The organism is Quyinboa ferrireducens, assembly GCF_042436675.1.
Taxonomy (GTDB): domain Bacteria; phylum Bacteroidota; class Bacteroidia; order Bacteroidales; family UBA5342; genus JBHJHP01.
In genome coordinates this window covers 60,689-79,321 of sequence record NZ_JBHMVA010000019.1, presented here as the reverse complement: position 1 = coordinate 79,321, position 18,633 = coordinate 60,689, and the positions used below count along the sequence as shown (strand labels likewise).

The 18,633-nt window shown below is 40.1% G+C and carries 15 protein-coding genes and 1 tRNA gene; 7 read left to right on the top strand and 9 right to left on the bottom strand.

Going from position 1 to position 18,633, the window contains the following annotated elements; genetic code table 11:
• Positions 1–68: 68 nt before the first annotated feature.
• Together ACE01N_RS18990 and ACE01N_RS18985 are read right to left on the bottom strand one after the other, a co-directional pair.
• Positions 69–254 (bottom strand): hypothetical protein, encoded by a 186-nt coding sequence (locus tag ACE01N_RS18990; protein WP_380592376.1) that lies wholly within the window; start codon positions 252–254, stop codon positions 69–71.
• A 615-nt stretch (positions 255–869) separates the two neighbouring features.
• Positions 870–1,736 carry an AbiJ-NTD4 domain-containing protein gene (locus ACE01N_RS18985; RefSeq protein WP_380592374.1) on the bottom strand — a complete coding sequence of 289 codons (867 nt, stop codon included), beginning with the start codon at positions 1,734–1,736 and terminating at the stop codon, positions 870–872.
• Between the two features lie 392 nt (positions 1,737–2,128).
• On the opposite strand from ACE01N_RS18985, the gene ACE01N_RS18980 reads away from it, so the two are divergent.
• From ACE01N_RS18980 to ACE01N_RS18960, 5 genes are all read left to right on the top strand, one after another.
• Positions 2,129–2,202: transfer RNA gene (locus ACE01N_RS18980), tRNA-Arg, on the top strand.
• A gap of 312 nt (positions 2,203–2,514) precedes the next feature.
• Entirely contained in the window at positions 2,515–4,002 is a 1,488-nt protein-coding gene (locus ACE01N_RS18975; protein ID WP_380592372.1) for a S10 family peptidase, read from the top strand.
• Between the two features lie 279 nt (positions 4,003–4,281).
• A complete protein-coding gene (locus ACE01N_RS18970) occupies positions 4,282–5,013 on the top strand; it encodes a DUF4382 domain-containing protein (RefSeq protein ID WP_380592370.1) in 732 nt (243 codons plus the stop codon).
• Between the two features lie 337 nt (positions 5,014–5,350).
• On the top strand, positions 5,351–6,178 hold the full coding sequence (locus ACE01N_RS18965) for a DUF4382 domain-containing protein (protein ID WP_380592368.1): 828 nt from the start codon (positions 5,351–5,353) through the stop codon (positions 6,176–6,178).
• A 196-nt stretch (positions 6,179–6,374) separates the two neighbouring features.
• Complete coding sequence (locus ACE01N_RS18960) at positions 6,375–7,445, top strand: NAD-dependent epimerase/dehydratase family protein (protein ID WP_380592366.1); 1,071 nt, start codon at positions 6,375–6,377, stop codon at positions 7,443–7,445.
• 154 nt (positions 7,446–7,599) lie between these two features.
• On the opposite strand, the gene ACE01N_RS18955 is transcribed toward ACE01N_RS18960, so the two are convergent.
• Positions 7,600–8,418 carry a hypothetical protein gene (locus tag ACE01N_RS18955; protein WP_380592364.1) on the bottom strand — a complete coding sequence of 273 codons (819 nt, stop codon included), beginning with the start codon at positions 8,416–8,418 and terminating at the stop codon, positions 7,600–7,602.
• 449 nt (positions 8,419–8,867) lie between these two features.
• Here ACE01N_RS18955 and ACE01N_RS18950 point away from each other — a divergent pair, with 449 nt between their 5' ends.
• On the top strand, positions 8,868–10,088 hold the full coding sequence (locus tag ACE01N_RS18950; protein WP_380592362.1) for an outer membrane protein assembly factor BamB family protein: 1,221 nt from the start codon (positions 8,868–8,870) through the stop codon (positions 10,086–10,088).
• Between the two features lie 96 nt (positions 10,089–10,184).
• Here ACE01N_RS18950 and coaE read toward each other — a convergent pair whose 3' ends face one another.
• The 4 genes from coaE to ACE01N_RS18930 all read right to left on the bottom strand — a co-directional run bounded on the left by coaE (position 10,185) and on the right by ACE01N_RS18930 (position 13,848).
• The gene (coaE, locus tag ACE01N_RS18945) at positions 10,185–10,766 is read right to left on the bottom strand and encodes a dephospho-CoA kinase (protein WP_380592360.1); all 582 of its coding nucleotides are present in this window, start codon (positions 10,764–10,766) and stop codon (positions 10,185–10,187) included.
• A gap of 2 nt (positions 10,767–10,768) precedes the next feature.
• Positions 10,769–11,794, bottom strand: coding sequence for a CdaR family protein (locus tag ACE01N_RS18940; RefSeq protein ID WP_380592358.1), 1,026 nt, complete (start codon positions 11,792–11,794; stop codon positions 10,769–10,771).
• A 732-nt stretch (positions 11,795–12,526) separates the two neighbouring features.
• Positions 12,527–12,850 (bottom strand): preprotein translocase subunit YajC, encoded by a 324-nt coding sequence (gene yajC, locus ACE01N_RS18935; RefSeq protein ID WP_375726344.1) that lies wholly within the window; start codon positions 12,848–12,850, stop codon positions 12,527–12,529.
• Positions 12,851–12,903: 53 nt separating this feature from the next.
• Positions 12,904–13,848, bottom strand: a complete 945-nt coding sequence (locus ACE01N_RS18930) for a transcription antitermination protein NusB (RefSeq protein WP_380592355.1) — start codon at positions 13,846–13,848, stop codon at positions 12,904–12,906.
• Positions 13,849–14,014: 166 nt separating this feature from the next.
• Between ACE01N_RS18930 and ACE01N_RS18925 the strand changes: the two genes are divergently transcribed.
• Positions 14,015–14,680 (top strand): CBS domain-containing protein, encoded by a 666-nt coding sequence (locus tag ACE01N_RS18925; RefSeq protein ID WP_375726342.1) that lies wholly within the window; start codon positions 14,015–14,017, stop codon positions 14,678–14,680.
• On the opposite strand, the gene uvrA is transcribed toward ACE01N_RS18925, so the two are convergent.
• A complete protein-coding gene (gene uvrA / locus ACE01N_RS18920) occupies positions 14,665–17,541 on the bottom strand; it encodes an excinuclease ABC subunit UvrA (protein ID WP_380592353.1) in 2,877 nt (958 codons plus the stop codon). The genes ACE01N_RS18925 and uvrA overlap by 16 nt on opposite strands.
• The gene (locus tag ACE01N_RS18915) at positions 17,542–18,516 is read right to left on the bottom strand and encodes a lytic transglycosylase domain-containing protein (RefSeq protein WP_380592351.1); all 975 of its coding nucleotides are present in this window, start codon (positions 18,514–18,516) and stop codon (positions 17,542–17,544) included.
• Positions 18,517–18,633: the final 117 nt, after the last annotated feature.

Below are 18,633 nucleotides of genomic sequence, written 5' to 3'. Positions count from 1 at the left end.
TTACTTACTGGTTTTCCTTTCTTTTTGAATTTATGTTATTATCTCAAATTTAAGCCTTTCCAGATCATTTAAGAATACATCCACAAATCTAAGGTTTGAAAAAGGAGGTGGCCGTCAGTTGACGGACGGAGGATCTCTTCCAGCTCTACAGGCTGAACCTCCTCACTGGTCTGCAACCCGGCACTGCATTTAACAGATTCATCGGATGACTCGGAGTCATCCGATGAATTTACTCTGGATTTCGCCCTTAACATTTTTACTCCGGTGCGCTGCACCTGACTTTTGCTGCCAGTCCGTTGGACTGAAACTTAACAACTTTGCAGGTTAAACCAAAGGCTGAAAGCCTTCGCGTTTCCAGCCATACATGCAATGTCAGGCTGATGAGCCCAGCGAATACCCACACTGAAGGTGTGGATGAAAATCCAATATTCCATTGTTAACCGTAGCGTCCTCGCTACGGTTTTTTATTTACAACATTTTCAATCCATGACTCGTCGTTTGTAACGACGCCTTTAACAGATTCATCGGATGACTTGAAGTCATCCGATGAATCTACTTTTCTTTTATCACTTTAATCATGATTAAATTAAAGTTTATGCCTGATTAAAATATATTTTATCCATGATTAAACATATTTTTAATCAGCATTAATCACTCAAAACTTAAAGACTTATTCTGTAAAAGGGAAGGGAGTGTTTAAAAAATTCAGCCTGAACCTATATATTTATTATCTCGCATAATATAAAGATTAAGTTTCGGGATAATAATGAAAAAGGCAGGAAATGCAAGATTATTCAGTTCTTCTATAAGATAACGGTTTTAACAGGTTATTTGTCTGACAGATGTTTTAATTTATAATACAATCATGATTAAGGTTTGCATTTGGATACCTTCCCTAAGACATAGTTAATAAATGCACTGCAAGAAACAAGCATAAATTGTGCGTCTTCATAGTCAGCTTTTGAATCATTTATCAATTTATGTCTTATCCCATTTTCATTGCATGTATATCCATAAATGGATACAAATGCTTTTCTTAAGGATGCATCAATATTGTATTTCTTTTCGATTAAGATAAGACCATCACTAAACCCAATTTTAGGTTTTTCAGTTAGATTGCAAATTAATGCCTCAACGGCTGAAATAGATTCTTTAATTGAATTTCTAAAATCTGGATTCTTTTTATTTGAAAAAAGTTCAAGTGCACTTTTAATATGTGATCTTACATTACTATGTGATTTTCCAACATTCAAGGTATCCTCAACATTTTGAACACTAATCTTATCACCTATAGGAACAATTAATCCATCTACAAATCTATATGCTGAACTTTCTTCTTGTAATACATCATTACATACGTGTCTGAATCCATTATTTATATCATTATAGATTGTTGAATCTTCATTTTTCCCATAATTATTAGATAAAAATTCAATGAATTCAATAACATAATACCATTCTTCTGCTTTGAAATATATCTTAAATTCTTTAAACAATTCTCTTGAAATACGCGGCATTTCGTCAAGTGCTTGTTTAAAAACTTCCATCCAAACTGATTTATATAGTTTTAAATTAACATCTTGACAACCTTCGATAAAATCAGCATCAGGTCCAATTAATTCCTCAAAATAAAATCTAGTCGCAACGTTGAACAATCTTATCCTAAGATCATCATTCATATAATCTTTTTGGGAAATCCTTTTTATGATACCCATTCTATAAGAAAATTTATCCATATACTGACTATACGTTTGAACTTTTCATCTCCTATTCTAATACACAATTTTTACAGCATTTTAATTATTTTAAATTTACTAATTATACGGTATTCGTTTAGTATATAAAAACACAAAGTATCAACAAATTTTAAAAAGTGTCCCGTTAACCCTATCATCTTTGGAACGGTTAGAATAATACATTTCGTGAGTTGGTCGATATAATATCAAATACAATTTAACAGAACTGTTTTTTTTCTTTGCCCTCATTCTCAAATTATATATATTTGCAGCGCTCAAATAAAAATGCTTTAATGAAAGTATTTTAGCGATGATTGGTTTCGTAGTTCTCCCAAATGTTGGGAGGATAGAGCATCTGAGAAGAGATTCAGATATAAAAAATATAGCTTACTGGTTCCGTAGCTCAGCTGGATAGAGCATCTGCCTTCTAAGCAGAGGGTCGTGGGTTCGAATCCCGCCGGAATCACTAAGAACGTAAAACCCAACGCATTAATGTGTTGGGTTTTTTATTTCAAGCAATTCTCATGCCTGCATGAAGAATCGTGCAGAAATAAAAACGTAACTGCGAAGCGGTTGGTTTTACGTTCGGAATTTGGAGCACCACGGGATCACGGCAGTAATCCTGCCGATATCGTACCTACGGCACTTAAAACCTATACGCTGTAAGCTTTACCTATATATCGTGCCTCTGGCACTAAAAGGAATTGGGCCAATTACAATCCATACCGCATAAACTTTCATCCGGTACAACTTGTTGTGCATACATAATTTACGCAAAATGAAAAAACTAACGTTTCTTTTCCTTCTGTTTCTCACACTTCCGTTGCTTCACGCACAAAAGTTGAAAATCCCGGTCGATACCATGGTGGTTACGCAACACACCACCACCATCAACGGTCAAAAACTGGCTTACACCGCCGTTACCGGCTTGCAACCGTTATGGGACGAGGACGGGAATCCCATTGCTACGCTCAGTTACACCTACTATAAAAAATCCGGCATTACCGACTATGCCAAACGTCCGCTGATGATCTCTTTTAACGGCGGTCCGGGATCTGCATCGGTATGGATGCAGATTGGGTATACGGGTCCCGTGCAGCTGAATCTTGATCCGGATGGCTACCCGGTTCAACCCTACGGCCTGCACGAAAATCCGTATTCTGTGCTTGATGTCACCGATATTCTGTATGTAAACCCGGTTCAGACGGGCTATTCCAGGCCACTGAATGAATCTGACAAAGAAAAGAACAATAAACTGTTTTTCGGGGTGAACGCGGACATCAAATACCTGGCCGAATGGTTGAATACGTTTGTTACACGAAATGAACGCTGGCTATCGCCCAAATATCTTATAGGTGAAAGCTATGGTGGCACACGCGTTTCAGGTCTGGCTCTTGAACTGCAGGATAAGCAATGGATGTACCTTAACGGTGTGATCCTGGTATCACCGGCGGACTTTAATTCGCTGATGTCAGACCGTCCTTTGGCATCCACACTGAACTTCCCTTATTTTACAGCAGCAGCATGGTACCATAAGGTGCTTCCCGATGCATTGCAGCAAAAAACGTTAGAAGAAATTCTTCCCGAAGTGGAAGCCTTTACCCTGAATGAGCTGATGCCTGCACTGGCCAAAGGTGGGTTCATCGGTGAAACAGAAAAAAATGCCATCGCCCAAAAAATGGCTTATTATTCCGGTTTATCACAGACGTTTATTTTGCAAAACAACCTGGACGTTCCCACGCCGTATTTCTGGAAAGAATTGCTGCGCGATAAAAGCGGTTATTCAACCGGAAGACTGGATTCCCGCTATCTTGGTCTTGATAAATCCGAAGCCGGCGACAGTCCCGATTACAATGCCGAAATGTCGGCCTGGATGCACGCCTTCACGCCTGCTCTCAATTATTACATGGCCGAAGACCTGAACTTTAAGACCGATGTAAAATACTACATGCTGGTTCCACTCAAAACATGGGATCTGCGGGATAACCATACACGCGATCAGCTGCGCCAGGCTATGGCCAACAATCCGTATTTAAACGTCATGTTTCAGGCGGGTTATTTCGATGGAGCAACCACCTACTTTAAAACCAAATACATGATGTGGCAACTGGATCCTGCTGGTAAAATGAAAGACAGAATGTCGTTTAAAACCTACGAATGCGGGCATATGATGTACGTCCGGCAGGAAGATCTGAAGAAAGCCACCAACGACATCCGTTCATTTATCGAAGCATCTAAGGTGAATACAAAGCCGGCAAAATACTGAAATACATAATAGTCATCTGATTTTCAGCACTAAATTATTTAAGCTATCTATGTTAAATATTTCGCTCTAAATATAAAATTAAACATTTATTATTGTATTAATTGATATTAAAATAACTATATAATTTCAATATTTTAATATATAAGTACGTGTAATCCAGCCCTTATTTGTCTTTAGAATGTAATTAACGTAAACCGGTTTGCTATGTTTAAAGAAACTAAGTGCTTAGGTTTAGCTCTCGTTTTCGCAGGATTATTCTTTGTTTCCTGTAACAAGAACATGGAGAACAACATATTTTCTACCAGTACATTAAAAATAACCCTGGCAGACTCTCCCGGAGATTTTAAAGCAGTATACGTAGATATTAAAGGCGTGATGGTATATGCTGTGACCGAAGCAGATTCGGGCTGGATCACGCTACCGGAAATACAAACCGGTATATACAACCTGTTACAGCTGACCAATAATGTAGATACTTTACTGGGCGAAAATGAAATTCCGTCGGGTTACCTGTCACATATCCGGCTTTTACTGGGACCTGATAATTACCTTGTTACTACAGAAGATACCATTCATCTGGATACACCCGGTGCGCAACAATCAGGATTAAAACTGCACATAGATCAGTTTCTGGAACCCGATCTGACTTATAATATCGTGCTGGACTTTGATGCAGCAAAATCAGTTATCACTGCAGGAAATTCAGACAAATACATCCTCAAACCGGCGTTAAGGACTCTGATAGAGCAAAGCACCGGATCGATAAAAGGAATGCTGCAACCCGATTCAGTATCGTATGCTGTATATGCTGTATCAAATGGCGACAGCATAAGTACGTTTACAGATGCCAGTGGTGCCTTTGTTCTTAAAGGGCTCTCACCGGAAATATATTCGGTATATATTGATCCGGGTAAAAATTCCGGCCTGAATGATACCATACTTCCTCCTGTTGGTGTAGACATGGGTATTGTAACAAACCTGGGCATTATTCAGCTCAATGCGAACAGATAAACCTCGCATTCACTCAAAGCATAAAATAAGGAATAGATCATATTATCTCTATGTCCTGATATTTTCAAAACATTTGATAATAATTAATTATTTGTTTATAAATCATTTATAAAACAATACATAATACTATAATGATTTTAAATAAAATATTTATTAATCTTAACTACGTAATTCTGTTCACTTAATCTGTCTTAGTTATGTATTTTGTAAAACTTGTCTTTTTGTGTTAAAAATAATTAGAGCGAAACCGGATTAGCAACATCACTGCGTTAAGCGCGTTAGAAAGACCAGATATGCATATCTTAAAACAATAATCTTAACAGTTAAAAGAAAAATTATGAATTTTAAACCAGAAAACATCTTAAAAAGGATAATTAGCCTTGCCCTGATATTTGTGTCTGCAGGAATCATTTTCACGTCCTGCGATGAAAATCAGGAAGGAACGACCTCTTCTACCAGTACCTTACGTGTAAAGCTGACCGATTCGCCGGGCGATTACAAAGCGGTGTACGTAGATATACAGGAGGTAAAAATCTATTCTGTAACAGAAGAAGATTCAGGCTGGGTATCGCTTCCAAACATACATACAGGCATGTACGACCTGCTGAAGCTTACCAACGGTGTGGACACTTTACTGGGTGAAAATGAGATTAAGTCGGGAATGATCAGCCAGATAAGGCTGATTCTTGGTGAGAATAATTACCTCGTGACCGAAGACGATTCCGTAAAGTTAAGTACCCCGAGCGCACAACAGTCAGGGCTTAAGATTAAAGTGAACCGCGTACTTGATCCAGATCTTTCATACGATATACTACTGGATTTTGATGCATCCAGATCCGTCGTCAAGGCTGGGAATTCGGGTAAATATAACCTGAAGCCGGTGATCCGGACCGTTGTGGAACAATCCACCGGTACCATAAAAGGAATGGTTAGTGCGGATTCTGTCAGCTGTGCTGTTTATGCCATTACGGGTGAAGATTCTGTGGGAACATTTACCGACACAACAGGCATGTTCCTTTTAAAAGGTCTTGATCCTGACACTTACGCCTTATATATTGACCCAGGAGAAAATTCCGGTTTAAAAGATACATCGATATCCAACATCACTGTTACATCAGGTAATGTTACAGATCTTGGAATGATAACAATAGCCCCGGCAGATTAACTTCTGCCAGGAAAAACCCCCTCTCTTGTATTCCCGTCATTTTCAGTTTTCAGTTTCTGATCTGGCGGGAATACTGCTTTACACCCTAAACCATTAAATTCTATCCAATTTAGATAATTTAAGGCAGCAGTAATGAACTTTCGTGGTAAAATATTGTATTAGCACTAATACATTTAAAACACAAAGACACAGGAATATGGTTAATATTGATAAAACAAAACCCGTTTTGGTTACAGGCGCTACAGGTTATGTAGCAGGATGGCTTGTAAAAAGATTGCTTGAAGAAGGACTTACGGTTCATGCAGCAGTAAGGAATCCGACCGATAAAACCAAAGTGGCTCACCTTGACAAGATCGCAAAAGACGCTCCCGGAAAGATAAAATATTTTAAATCCGATCTGCTTGAACCCGGTTCATATGCAGAAGCCATGAAAGGATGCGAAGTGGTTTTTCACACGGCATCACCATTTACCACTGAAGTCAGAAACCCACAGAAACAACTGATCGATCCGGCTGTAAACGGTACTGCCAATGTTCTGGATCAGGCCGATAAAACAAAATCGGTAAAGCGTGTCGTGGTAACCAGCAGTTGTGCTGCCATTTACACCGATGCCACCGACTGCCTGAAAGCACCGAATGGGGTATTGACTGAAGAAGTATGGAATACAACAGCATCGCTGGAATACCAGCCATACTCCTATTCTAAAACACTGGCTGAGAAGAAGGCGTGGGAAATGTATAAAAGTCAGGATCGCTGGGAACTGGTAACCATAAATCCGAGTTTTGTACTGGGGCCCGCTCTGAATCCGGCAACGGTAACGTCCGAAAGCTATAACATTCTGAAGCAGGTTGGAGACGGCACAATGAAAATGGGTGCGCCGCGTATGGGCATTGGTGTTGTGGATGTGCGGGATGTGGCAGAAGCGCATTTCCAGGCCGGGTTTAATACCAAAGCTAAAGGAAGATATATCACATCGGGTCATAATTCTGATATTCTGGATATGGCACTGACTCTGGTACCGAAATATGGCGACAAATACCCTATTCCCAGAAAAGCATTACCAAAATGGTTGCTGATGCTGGTTGGACCTTTCGTCAATAAGTTGTTTTCGCGGCGTTATGTGAAAAACAACGTGAACGTACAGTTTAACGCAGACAATTCAAAAATAAAACGCGACCTGGGAATTAAATTTCGTCCGGTAGAAGAAACGATGCAGGATTCCTTTCAGTTAATGATAGATGCGAATATCATTAAAAAAGCATCTTAGATATCACAGAAGTATGAATTAGGCTTTAGCTGAGCACAAGATTCTCACTGAAATTAAAAGGAACACAGGTGAAAAGAGAGTAAAAAGTCTATACGAATAACACGTGTACAACTTTTTACTTTTTACCTTTTACTTTCTACTTTTAACTTGCTACTTAAATATTCTTTTTCAGTTCTTCTATGCGTTCTTCGGTAGTTTTTATGCTGGTCTCCAGCTGACGCATTTCGGTAATCACTTCTGAAAGTCCGTAGGCATCACGAACAGCTTCCTTATCAAATTTTTCAAGCACAATGTAATACGGCTTTTTGCCTTTATACATGGCTTTTAGTCTCTTTTGTGCATTATTTGCAATAAACAGCGCAGCACCGTTGTCATATTCGCCTTTGTAATTTACACTCTCCCATTTCTCTTCACCATCCTCAAACTGCCGGTTATTTATACCTTTGGGTACAGGAAGTGTTTCGGCGTAAATCCCTTCGTCATAAATCTTAACCGCATCGTGGTTGATAAAACTGTTGCCTTGGTATTTACTTTCAATATAAAAATCCCCGTTTTCATCCACAATGGCTTTAATAAAAGTGCGGTTATATGAATTCGATACCTGTTGACGTTTCTGAACATAGGTTCCAACATAGCCTTTGCCTGGTCCCGGTTTAAAAACAAAGTTCTTTTTCAGTTCCTCAAAATCTTTTTTTCGCACGATTAACATACTGTCATAAAAAGCCAGACTACTCATCTGTTCCTTTAATTCCACCCTGTTCAACAGTTTACGTCCCTCCTCTATCTTTTCTTTCTGACCCGGAAACTCTTCACTGAGCGTATCAATTACCAGTTTGGCTTTATTAAATTCGTTGCTGTCCAGCAAGTGAATAGCATAATCCAGTTTTTTCTGTGCCAGTTCCTGATCCGATGGTCCGCACGAAGACATAAATATGATAAGCAGTAGTAATAAAAAAGGAGAAATATATTTCATGATTTTATTGCATTTATGCAAAAGTAACGAAATATTCCCTACTAAATTATATGAAATGAGTGGTAAGTAATAAGTAAAAAGTAGTAAGTGGTAAGTAGTAAGTAGTAAGTAGTAAGTAGTAAGTGGTAAGTGGTAAGTGGTAAGTGGTAAGTGGTAAGTGGTAAGTGGTAAGTGGTAAGTAATAAGTTGTAAGTTGTAAGTTGTAAGTTGTAAGTTACAGGTACCTCCTCACGGATTACGGCCAACAATTCACGTTTACCGGGTGACGGGTTACAGGTGACGGGTTACGGGTGAAGCTTTACGAATGACCGGTGAAAAATTAGGAATGAAGAATTTGTCTTGATTCTTAAGTCTTGTGTCTTGATTCTTGTGTCTTGATTCTTGTGTCTTGATTCTTATATCTTGTGTCTATAAATTACTATCTTTATATCCCACTAAAACAATATGATATGAAGACACTGACCTCGTTATTTCTGCTTTTGACTACTATAATAACCTCCAGCGCTCAGATTTATCAGTGGCGCGGAGCCAATCGAGACGGTATTTATCCGGATAAAAACCTCGCTTCAGAATGGGATTCCATTCCTCCACTTGTGATGACTATTGAAGGATGCGGCATGGGTTACGGTTCCCCTACCATTACTCCTGATGGCATCTTTGTGGCAGGGATGATAGATACACTGGGTTATGTATTCGCTTACAGTCCCTCGGGGGAAAAGCTCTGGCAGGTGGAATACGGTCCTGAATATACTAATCGGTTTCTGGGGTCGCGCGGTACACCTACCATTGAAGATGGTAAACTGTATTATTCCGGTACATTTGGCGATGTGATTTGCGTTAATATAAAAAACGGAAAACTCCTGTGGCATAAAAACATTTTCGACCTTTACGGCGGTGAACCGATCAAATGGGGCTACACAGAATCACCCTTGATCTACAAGGACTTGATGATCCTAACTCCCGGAGGAAAAGACTATAACGTTATTGCTGTTTCAAAAAAAACGGGCAAGCTGGTCTGGACCTGTCCCGTAGACAATGCCGTAAATGCCTATTGTTCCCCTGTTCTGATCCGGCATAATAACAAAGATCTGATCCTGATGAATACCAGCAATAACCTGCTGATGCTAAATCCTGATGACGGCTCTGTATATCTGAAACATGCATTAACCGACCGGCGCGGAAACCACCCGATGGCTCCGCTGTATAAGGATGATCAGATTTTTTATTCTTCAGGTTACGGGGAAGGTTCCGTGATGTTTACCATTGATGATGCAAACCGTAAGCTGGATACGCTTTGGCAAAATCCCGATTTTGACTGTAAACTAAGTGGTATGACGGTGGTGGACGGAACCATTTTTGGAACAGCAGACCGGAAAAAACAATGGATGGGAGTTGCATGGAACAATGGAGAAACACGATTTGAAAGCCGCGATATTAAACCCGGATCGTTTGTAATGGCAGATGACAAGTTCTTTATTTTCACTGAAACCGGTGAAGTTGCTCTTGCCATTCCCGACAAAAACGGCTTCACTATCACCAGCCGGTTCATGATTCCGGCTCAGAACATTATCTATGCCTTTGCTCATCCGGTAATTGACAACCAAAAGCTGTACATCCGATACAATAATAACATCTGGGTACACGATATTTCAGATACAACACCTCAATAAACTCAGTGTAAAATCAGGAATCAGGAGTACGGTTAGAAATTGAGGTTCATGCCCTTTCGTTGATTTTTATCTGATCTAAGGTGTCACGGCTGGGGTTCACGTCTTTTTGAGGTTCTTCAGGATTTCATCTACCTGCCTGATAACTGAATGGTCATCATCTGCATATACCACGTAATCGGACATCTCAATTTTTTTCTTGTCAGGCCACTGATTTTTCATCCGGTTCAGTACATCCTCGCGTGTCAGATGGTCGCGATGTATTACGCGGGCAATCCTTGTTTCAAGGGGTGCGGTTACACAAATCACACGATCAACAGTGAGATTCCCGTTACTTTCAAATAAAATGGCTGCTTCCTTAAACACAATATCTGAAGCCTGTTCTCTACTCCAGTTCTCAAAATCACGGTAAACGGCTGGATGCACATAACTCTCCACTTGCTTTAACAAAGCAGGATCTGTAAAAACTCTCGACGCCATTGCTTTCCGGTCCAGTTCACCGGTTTTGTAAATTTCAGACCCGAATAATTCAGAGATTTGCTGCCTGAGGATATCATCGTGGTTCATCAGGTATTTTGCCCGGCTATCGGCACTATAAACCGGATAACCAAATACTTCAATGATTTTTGAGACGGTGCTTTTACCACCTCCTATTCCACCCGTGATACCTACTTTAAGCATTGCTATTGTTTGAGCTCCAAAAGGTAATCAATTTTTTCGGGAACAATGCGAATATTTGTGATCCAGCTCTGGTCTGTGGTGTATAAGAGAGAAACATTCCCTGATACTTTCCCCTGTACGGATGCATAATCGATAAAGACCTCAAAGTCCTTCGCAGTAACACTGGGGAAGTGACTGATACCAACAAAAAACGATACTTTTACGTTGGATGGGAAGGTTCTTAAACGCAGTGAATCAGGAAAATCTTTTGCCATAACAGGTACGTCAAGTATTTTTTCCGTGAATGTTTCTACCGGAATCTCAACGTTCACACGCTTTTCCGCCAGTTCCACACCTGCAATTTCCTTTAATCCAATATTCCGGCGCAAGGTATCCTGAAGATTTTTAAAATCCTGATAATTGGTATATACTGCGTCAATGGTATCCACAATACGTCCTGCACCAAATATTGATACTGAATCAGGCGTGAACGTTATATTTCCTGAGATCAGCCGCTGTCTGCCAGCTGTTACATTTGCCAAAAGACGAACGGGTACTTTTTTACGTACCTGATTACTGAATATGATATGCAAAGTATCCGGTTCAATGGCTTTAAGTTCTGTGGTTGAGGCCAGAGCATGCTCTATTTCACTTTCATAATCCTTTGTCAGCACGAAATAATGACCATTGGAAATTTTTCTGTCTTTTCGGTTTATAACATTATCCAGATTTATGGTCAAAGACTTCATGTTCGGAGTCAGCATGTTTTGTAATAACTGAAACCCTGCATCATGTACACTCAGTTTAATGGATGAAGGCAGATCTTTTTCAAATATCACACCCCGTGGTTTATTGGTAAATCTGACCGCTAAATCTATATCCGTATCATAGGGCTTACTCAACGATTTAAGCAACCAGAAGATAAATGACAACAGGAAAAAAGCCATAAAGATGAGGTAATCCCGTTTCAGTCTGAAATGCCTCAACCGATCTGCCAACGTTTTAAAAAAATTATTTATATCAGTAATTGTTTCCCTGGTGCTTTTCATACCATCAATTGTTGCTCAAAAATAGCATTTTTTTCTTATTCATGGATTATCCGGATAAAGTCGAAAAATTATTGAGTAATATGCAGAGTTTATCTCTCTCCTTCAATAAACTCAATAACAGTACTTCGACAGAACTCAGTAGCCAACAGCCCAATAAAGGAATTACAAACCTTTTTTAAGGGTTTTAACACCCTCTTCCTCTTTTCAAGCGGAATTCACCCAGTTGATACTTTTTGACGCATCAAAAACTATCGAAAAAATGCTTGCTGTAAAGAACCGCAACAACTCACCCGAAAATAATAATATGAAAGTCCTCCAACGCACAAATCCGCACCCTTTACAGCGGCCAACACACGATTTATGCTATGCTCCTGTAAGGTTCAACCCCGATGCTTCGGGGATAGCCCCGGGTCAATGAGCATAGCGAATGTAACCTGGGGTTAGTGATGTTATGTAACATTAAGGTCGGAGATTGTATCTTCAACATAACTAAAGGCACATCAAGGCCGCATATTTAAGCAGATTAATGAAATACTGTTTAGATGCTTGTCAAAAATATCACTCCAATTTTGTTATACAAATGAAAAGAGAAAACAAATTTTCATTTCCGAATATATTAAATTACAAATTCTCCGGATTTTCAATTTGACCTATTACAAGCGCCACATAAATATATAAAAAAAGGCATCCGTCAATTGACAGATGCCATTTATTTATGCTTTCGTTATACTGTTACTTCTGGGCAATATCAGTTCCTGTCTGGAATACAGAAGATTTTTCAACAGTAACTTTAACACCTTCTGCAATTTCAACAATAATCGTAGTGTCTTTCATATCTTTAACCTTACCATGAAGACCACCGGCAGTCACAATTTTGTCACCAACTTTCATGGCTTCACGAAATTTCTTCACCTCTTTCTGGCGTTTCATCTGAGGACGGATCATGAAGAAATACAATACAACAAATACGAGTACCATCATGAAGATGCCGCTCATTGGATTCCCGGCTGCTCCGGAGGCACCACCTGTCTGGAGAAAAATCCCTAATTGAGTCATAATCAGTTTAATTTATTTGATTTCTTTTAATTTCTGCAAAGGTAGTATATATTTTATTCCATCAAACCTCTGCCTGTCTTTTTTATCTTCCCTGACCCGATGTACTGTTTAATAATCTTATCCAACACACCATTTATAAACACACTGCTCTTATGCGTACTGTACATCTTGGAGATTTCGATGAATTCATTTATGCTCACCTTTACCGGAATATTAGTGAACTCCACAGCTTCGGCGATGCTTACCTGCATGATCAGCATATCCATAAATGCCAGCCGGTCAGCATCCCAGTTCTGAACAGTATTGCTGATGTCTTCCTGATAATCTTTCGCATTCAGGATGGCTTGACGGAGCAGGATCTTCACATAATCCAGGTCCTCCAAATCCTTAAAAATAGGCAGCAATTCCTGATTTGCTCCATTGGAAGCATCGAATTTCTTTATGGTCTTTTGCACCATGCTCAGGATCAGTTCGGCATCATCATTCCAGTAAATACTGATCTCTTCAAGGGTATTCCCCAATTCTTCGCTATCGGTGATGATCTTCTTAAACAACTTTACCCATAGCATTTTATCGTCCTCAAAAGAAGGCGATTTTTGTGCCATAAAGTCGTTATAGTATTCACTTTCCCTGATCTCATTAAATAAATTCTTAATCAGTTCAGGATAGTTAACCCAGGAAAGTTTTTTATTGTTGGTGAAACGTATAAATGTTTCATTTTCCTTTAACTGGTTAACAAATTTATTATCGATGAAATTGGTATTCGGATTCAGGTCTTCATAAGAAGGGAGTTTCTTCGACCTGTTCTGTTCTATCTTCCGTTCAGCATACGTAGTAATTTCAATAATAAGTTGCAGGAAATAATAATACAACTCGTGTGTTTTTTCAATGCTGAACAACAACTCTTTTTCGGCATCTGCTATCGATTTGTCCTTAGACTGATAATAAGCATACAAAACCTGGACAACCTTGATACGCAACAACCTCCTATTAATCATAATATTATAAAAGAACTAATGTTATTAATCGCTGCAAATTTACTTCAATTTTCCAAGCACACAAATCCCCAAAAGACATTTTTAGTAATTTATTATTCTAAAACGCTTTATTAAATATCCTGTTTTTTTGATGATTTTCTTAATTTAGTGTATAATTTTAAGCGTTATGGAAGCAATAGATTTAATCACTGATAACATCCCTGTGATAAAAACGTCTGATACAGGTGAAAATGCACTGAATCTGATGGAACTATTCCGGGTGTCCCATCTTCCGGTGGTAAATACCGATGTATTACTTGGAGTGGTGTCTGACGAAGATATTTACAGCCTGAGTAAACCGGATGAACCGATAGGGAATCATAAGTTATCGGTCGGAAAAGTTTTTGTGAACTCAAATACCCATATCTACGAAGTTATATCTGCTTTTGCTCAATATGATCTGACTGTGCTTCCGGTTTTGGATAACGAAGAACAATATATTGGTGCCATAACCCTGCGCGATCTGGTCCGTATGTTTGCTGACCTCCTGGCAACAGGTGGTCCCGGTGGAATTGTGGTTCTGGAATTCAGAGACATGAAATTTTCCATGGCTGAGATTGCGCGCATCATAGAGGAAGAGAATGCAAAAATACTTAGCTCATACGTTCATCACTGTCAGGTTAACAACATCTTTAAACTTACGCTGAAAATCAACAGGGAAGATCTTTCTTCAATTCTAAAAGCTTTTGAGCGCTATAACTACACCATTAAAACATGGTATATGAACGAAGGGAAACTGGATAGTCTTGTTCAGGACCGGTATGACTCACTGATGCGTTATTTAGACACCTGATGCCCGTTTAACTCATCACGAATAAATTTAGCCGTATAGCTTTTTTTGTGTTGTGCTACTTCCTCCGGAGTACCTGTACATATTACTTTTCCCCCGGCATTGCCACCTTCAGGACCGATATCTATGATATAATCAGCCGCTTTTATGACATCCATATTGTGTTCAATCACAATGACGGTATTGCCTTTGTCAACCAGCAAATTCAGCACTTTCAACAATACCCGGATGTCTTCAAAATGCAAACCTGTTGTAGGTTCATCCAGGATATACATCGTTTTACCCGTATCTTTCTTCGCCAGTTCTGTGGCAAGTTTTACACGTTGAGCTTCTCCTCCGGATAATGTGGTTGATGGCTGACCCAGTGTGAGATAACCTAACCCCACCTTTTGCAAAACACTGAGTTTATGCTGTATCTTAGGGATACTTTCAAAAAACTCTACAGCCTGGTTAATGGTCATATCCAACACGTCGGAGATCGACTTGCCCTTATACCGTACTTCCAGTGTTTCGTTATTGTAGCGCTTACCATGACAGTCCTCACACGGCACCAGCACGTCAGGCAGAAAGTTCATTTCAATGGTTTTATAACCATTCCCGCCACAGGTCTCACAGCGTCCGCCAGCGACATTAAACGAAAAACGCCCTGCTTTATATCCTCTGATCTTTGATTCCGGCAATTCCTGGAACACATTCCTGATGTCTCCGAACAACCCGGTGTAAGTGGCCGGATTGGAACGGGGTGTTCGTCCTATGGGTGACTGATCCACATCCACAACTTTGTCGATATGTTCCGTGCCGGTAATTTTTTTATGCTTCAACGGATCCTTGACCGATTTATAAAACAACTGGCTCAACGCAGGATGAAGGGTTTCATTTACAAGCGTCGATTTTCCACTGCCGGACACACCAGTCACACAGATAAGTTTCCCTAAAGGGAACGCCACATCTACCTTCTTCAGATTATGCCCCTCTGCTCCGGTAACAATGATCTGTTTTCCGTTTCCATCCCGCCGTTTCGAAGGAACCTCTATCTGTTTTTCATTCGTTAAATATGCAGCCGTGAGCGTTTTTGATTTCAGAATATCCTGTGGTGTTCCATAAGCCACTATTTCACCGCCATGTCGGCCTGCGTGTGGTCCAAGATCCACAATATAATCCGCTGACAGCATCATTTCCTTATCGTGCTCCACCACAATCACAGAATTGCCGGTATCTCTCAGATCTGATAACGACTGGATCAGTTTCCGGTTATCCCGCGGATGAAGTCCGATGGACGGTTCATCCAGAATATACAGCACATTCACCAGTTGCGAGCCAATTTGCGTTGCCAGCCTTATACGCTGACTTTCGCCGCCGGACAGGCTCATAGAGCTCCGGTTCAGGGACAGATAATCCAACCCTACATCCAGCAAAAACCTGATACGCGTCCTTATCTCCTTTAAAATCTCAGATGCTATGGCCTTTTGCCGGTCAGACAAATGCGGTTCAAGATGATCAAACCACTCCGCCAGCTGTCTGACGTCCATGTTTGATACTTCCGCAATATTCCTGTCATGAATCCTGAACCATAAGGATTCCTGCTTCAGGCGTCCGCCATGGCAAACATCACAATCCACAGTTTTAATAAACTGATCGGCCCATTTCTGAGCCTTCTTCGATGTTTTGGAATCCTGCTGAGCCTCAATATATTTTGTAATTCCATCAAAATTAACGGAGTAACTTGACGACATTCCCAGAGGTGTATTCTTAAGCCGTATCGGTTGATCCGAACCATTGAAAATTTCATCCAGAGCCTCCTCAGGCACATTCTTCAGGGGTGTCTTTAGCGTAAATCCATACTTCTCTCCAATAGCCTCCAGTTGCCAGAACACAATTGAATTTCTGTATTTTCCTAATGGGACAATACCTCCGGCATGAATACTAATGTTTTTATCCGGAATGATACGTGAGTAATCTATCTGGTTCACGGTACCCAAACCTTTACACCGCGGACAGGCACCATGAGGTGAATTAAATGAAAAACTGTGCGGTGCAGGTTCATCGTAAGATATACCGGAAGTAGGACACATAAGGTGCCGACTGAAATAGCGAACGGCATTGCTGTCCTTTTCCAGGATCATACAGTTGCCCTTCCCCATCTGCATGGCCAGCTTAACAGATTCCCTCAGTCTCTTATCTTCTTTTTCTCCCACCTGCAAGCGGTCAATCACAACTTCAATATCATGTATCTTATAGCGATCCACCCGCATACCATGCGATACTTCCTTCACCTCGCCATCAATGCGTACATACAAGTAGCCTTTGCGGATAATATTTTCAAAAAGCTCTTTATAATGTCCTTTTCGCCCCTTAACCAACGGAGCCAGGATACTAATTCGCTTACCACTGTAATTCTCCGTTATCAGATTAATAATCTTATCATCGGAATATTTCACCATTTTCTCACCTGTCACATACGAATAGGCTTCTCCGGCTCTCGCGTAAAGCAGACGAATAAAGTCGTAAAGCTCGGTAGTTGTTCCAACGGTTGACCGCGGATTCTTGCTGGTGGTTTTTTGCTCGATGGAGATCACAGGACTCAAGCCCGTTATTTTATCCACATCGGGTCGCTCAAGGTTTCCGAGGAAGCTACGGGCATACGCAGAAAACGTCTCTATATATCTTCTCTGGCCTTCAGCAAATATCGTATCAAATGCCAGCGATGATTTACCACTGCCACTCAACCCGGTTATTACAGTAAGCTTATTCCGGGGAATAGAAATGTCAATGTTTTTCAGGTTATGGCTCCTTGCACCATACACGTTTATCTGTTCCGTACCATCTGCGGAAATATGTTCTATGTGCGCTTTGTTGTCCTGCATTTATCTAACGACCCAATTTTGCTGGTATACATCTATATGTCGCTTGTTAAACGTGAGGTAAGATTTAACGGGAATATCAATGACGTAGGTCTTATTTTGACTGTTGGTCAGAAAACTGTCCCGCAACCATGGATTGAATTCCTTAAGTATTCCGTAGGAGATATCGTGCTCCTGAGCGAACAGACCAAAATCAGAAACGGATGAATTCAACACCACCTTTCTCATTTTAACTATAGGGTATAAATCTTCTTTTTTCAGATTAAATCCGTACGAAACCGGATCTTTAAAAATTTCCTTAAGCGCAAGTATTCTGAACACATACCGGCTGGTTTCATCCACCAAAAGCAAATCGTAATAATTATCTACCTTCTGGCGGCTCAGTTCCTCAGAAATCCTGCGTTGTCCGATATTATATGACGCAGCCACCAATGTCCACGAACCGTATCTCCCGTATGCCTTTTTAAAATATTCACATGCCGCACGGGTACTTTTTTCAATGTGATACCGTTCATCGATTTCATTATCCACCTCCAGACCAAAATCTTTACCGGTTGATTTCATGAACTGCCAAATACCTACTGCCCCGGCCGGAGAAACGGCCCTGGGATCAAGAGAACTCTCAATAAGCGCCAGATATTTAAAATCTTCGGGTACACCTTCACTTCTCAGTATGGTATCCATCATAGGAAAATATCTGTTGGCACGTTTGATCAGAAGCAATGTATTGGAGTGGAAGTAAGAATTACTTAACAATTCACGATCCAGACGTTCACGTATATCAATTCTGTTAATCGGGACTTCCTCACCGGCAAAAGTCATCTCATCCGGAATATCAATTCCCTTAATCTGATATGGCATAACCTGTGCTGTAGCGGTTTCAGGATCGTTCTCTTCACTCTTTACCCATGAGGTAACAACAAGATATACTACTACAATATTAATGATTGCAAACAATGTCCAAATTCTCTTCTTCATACCCCCAAAACGTTTAATACAACTATGTCTCGTACAAATTTATAGAAATAAACGGCGCTATCTAAATATTGTTTTAAATAATTATTAAAAAAGCCCGATTTTAACAATTGGGCTTAT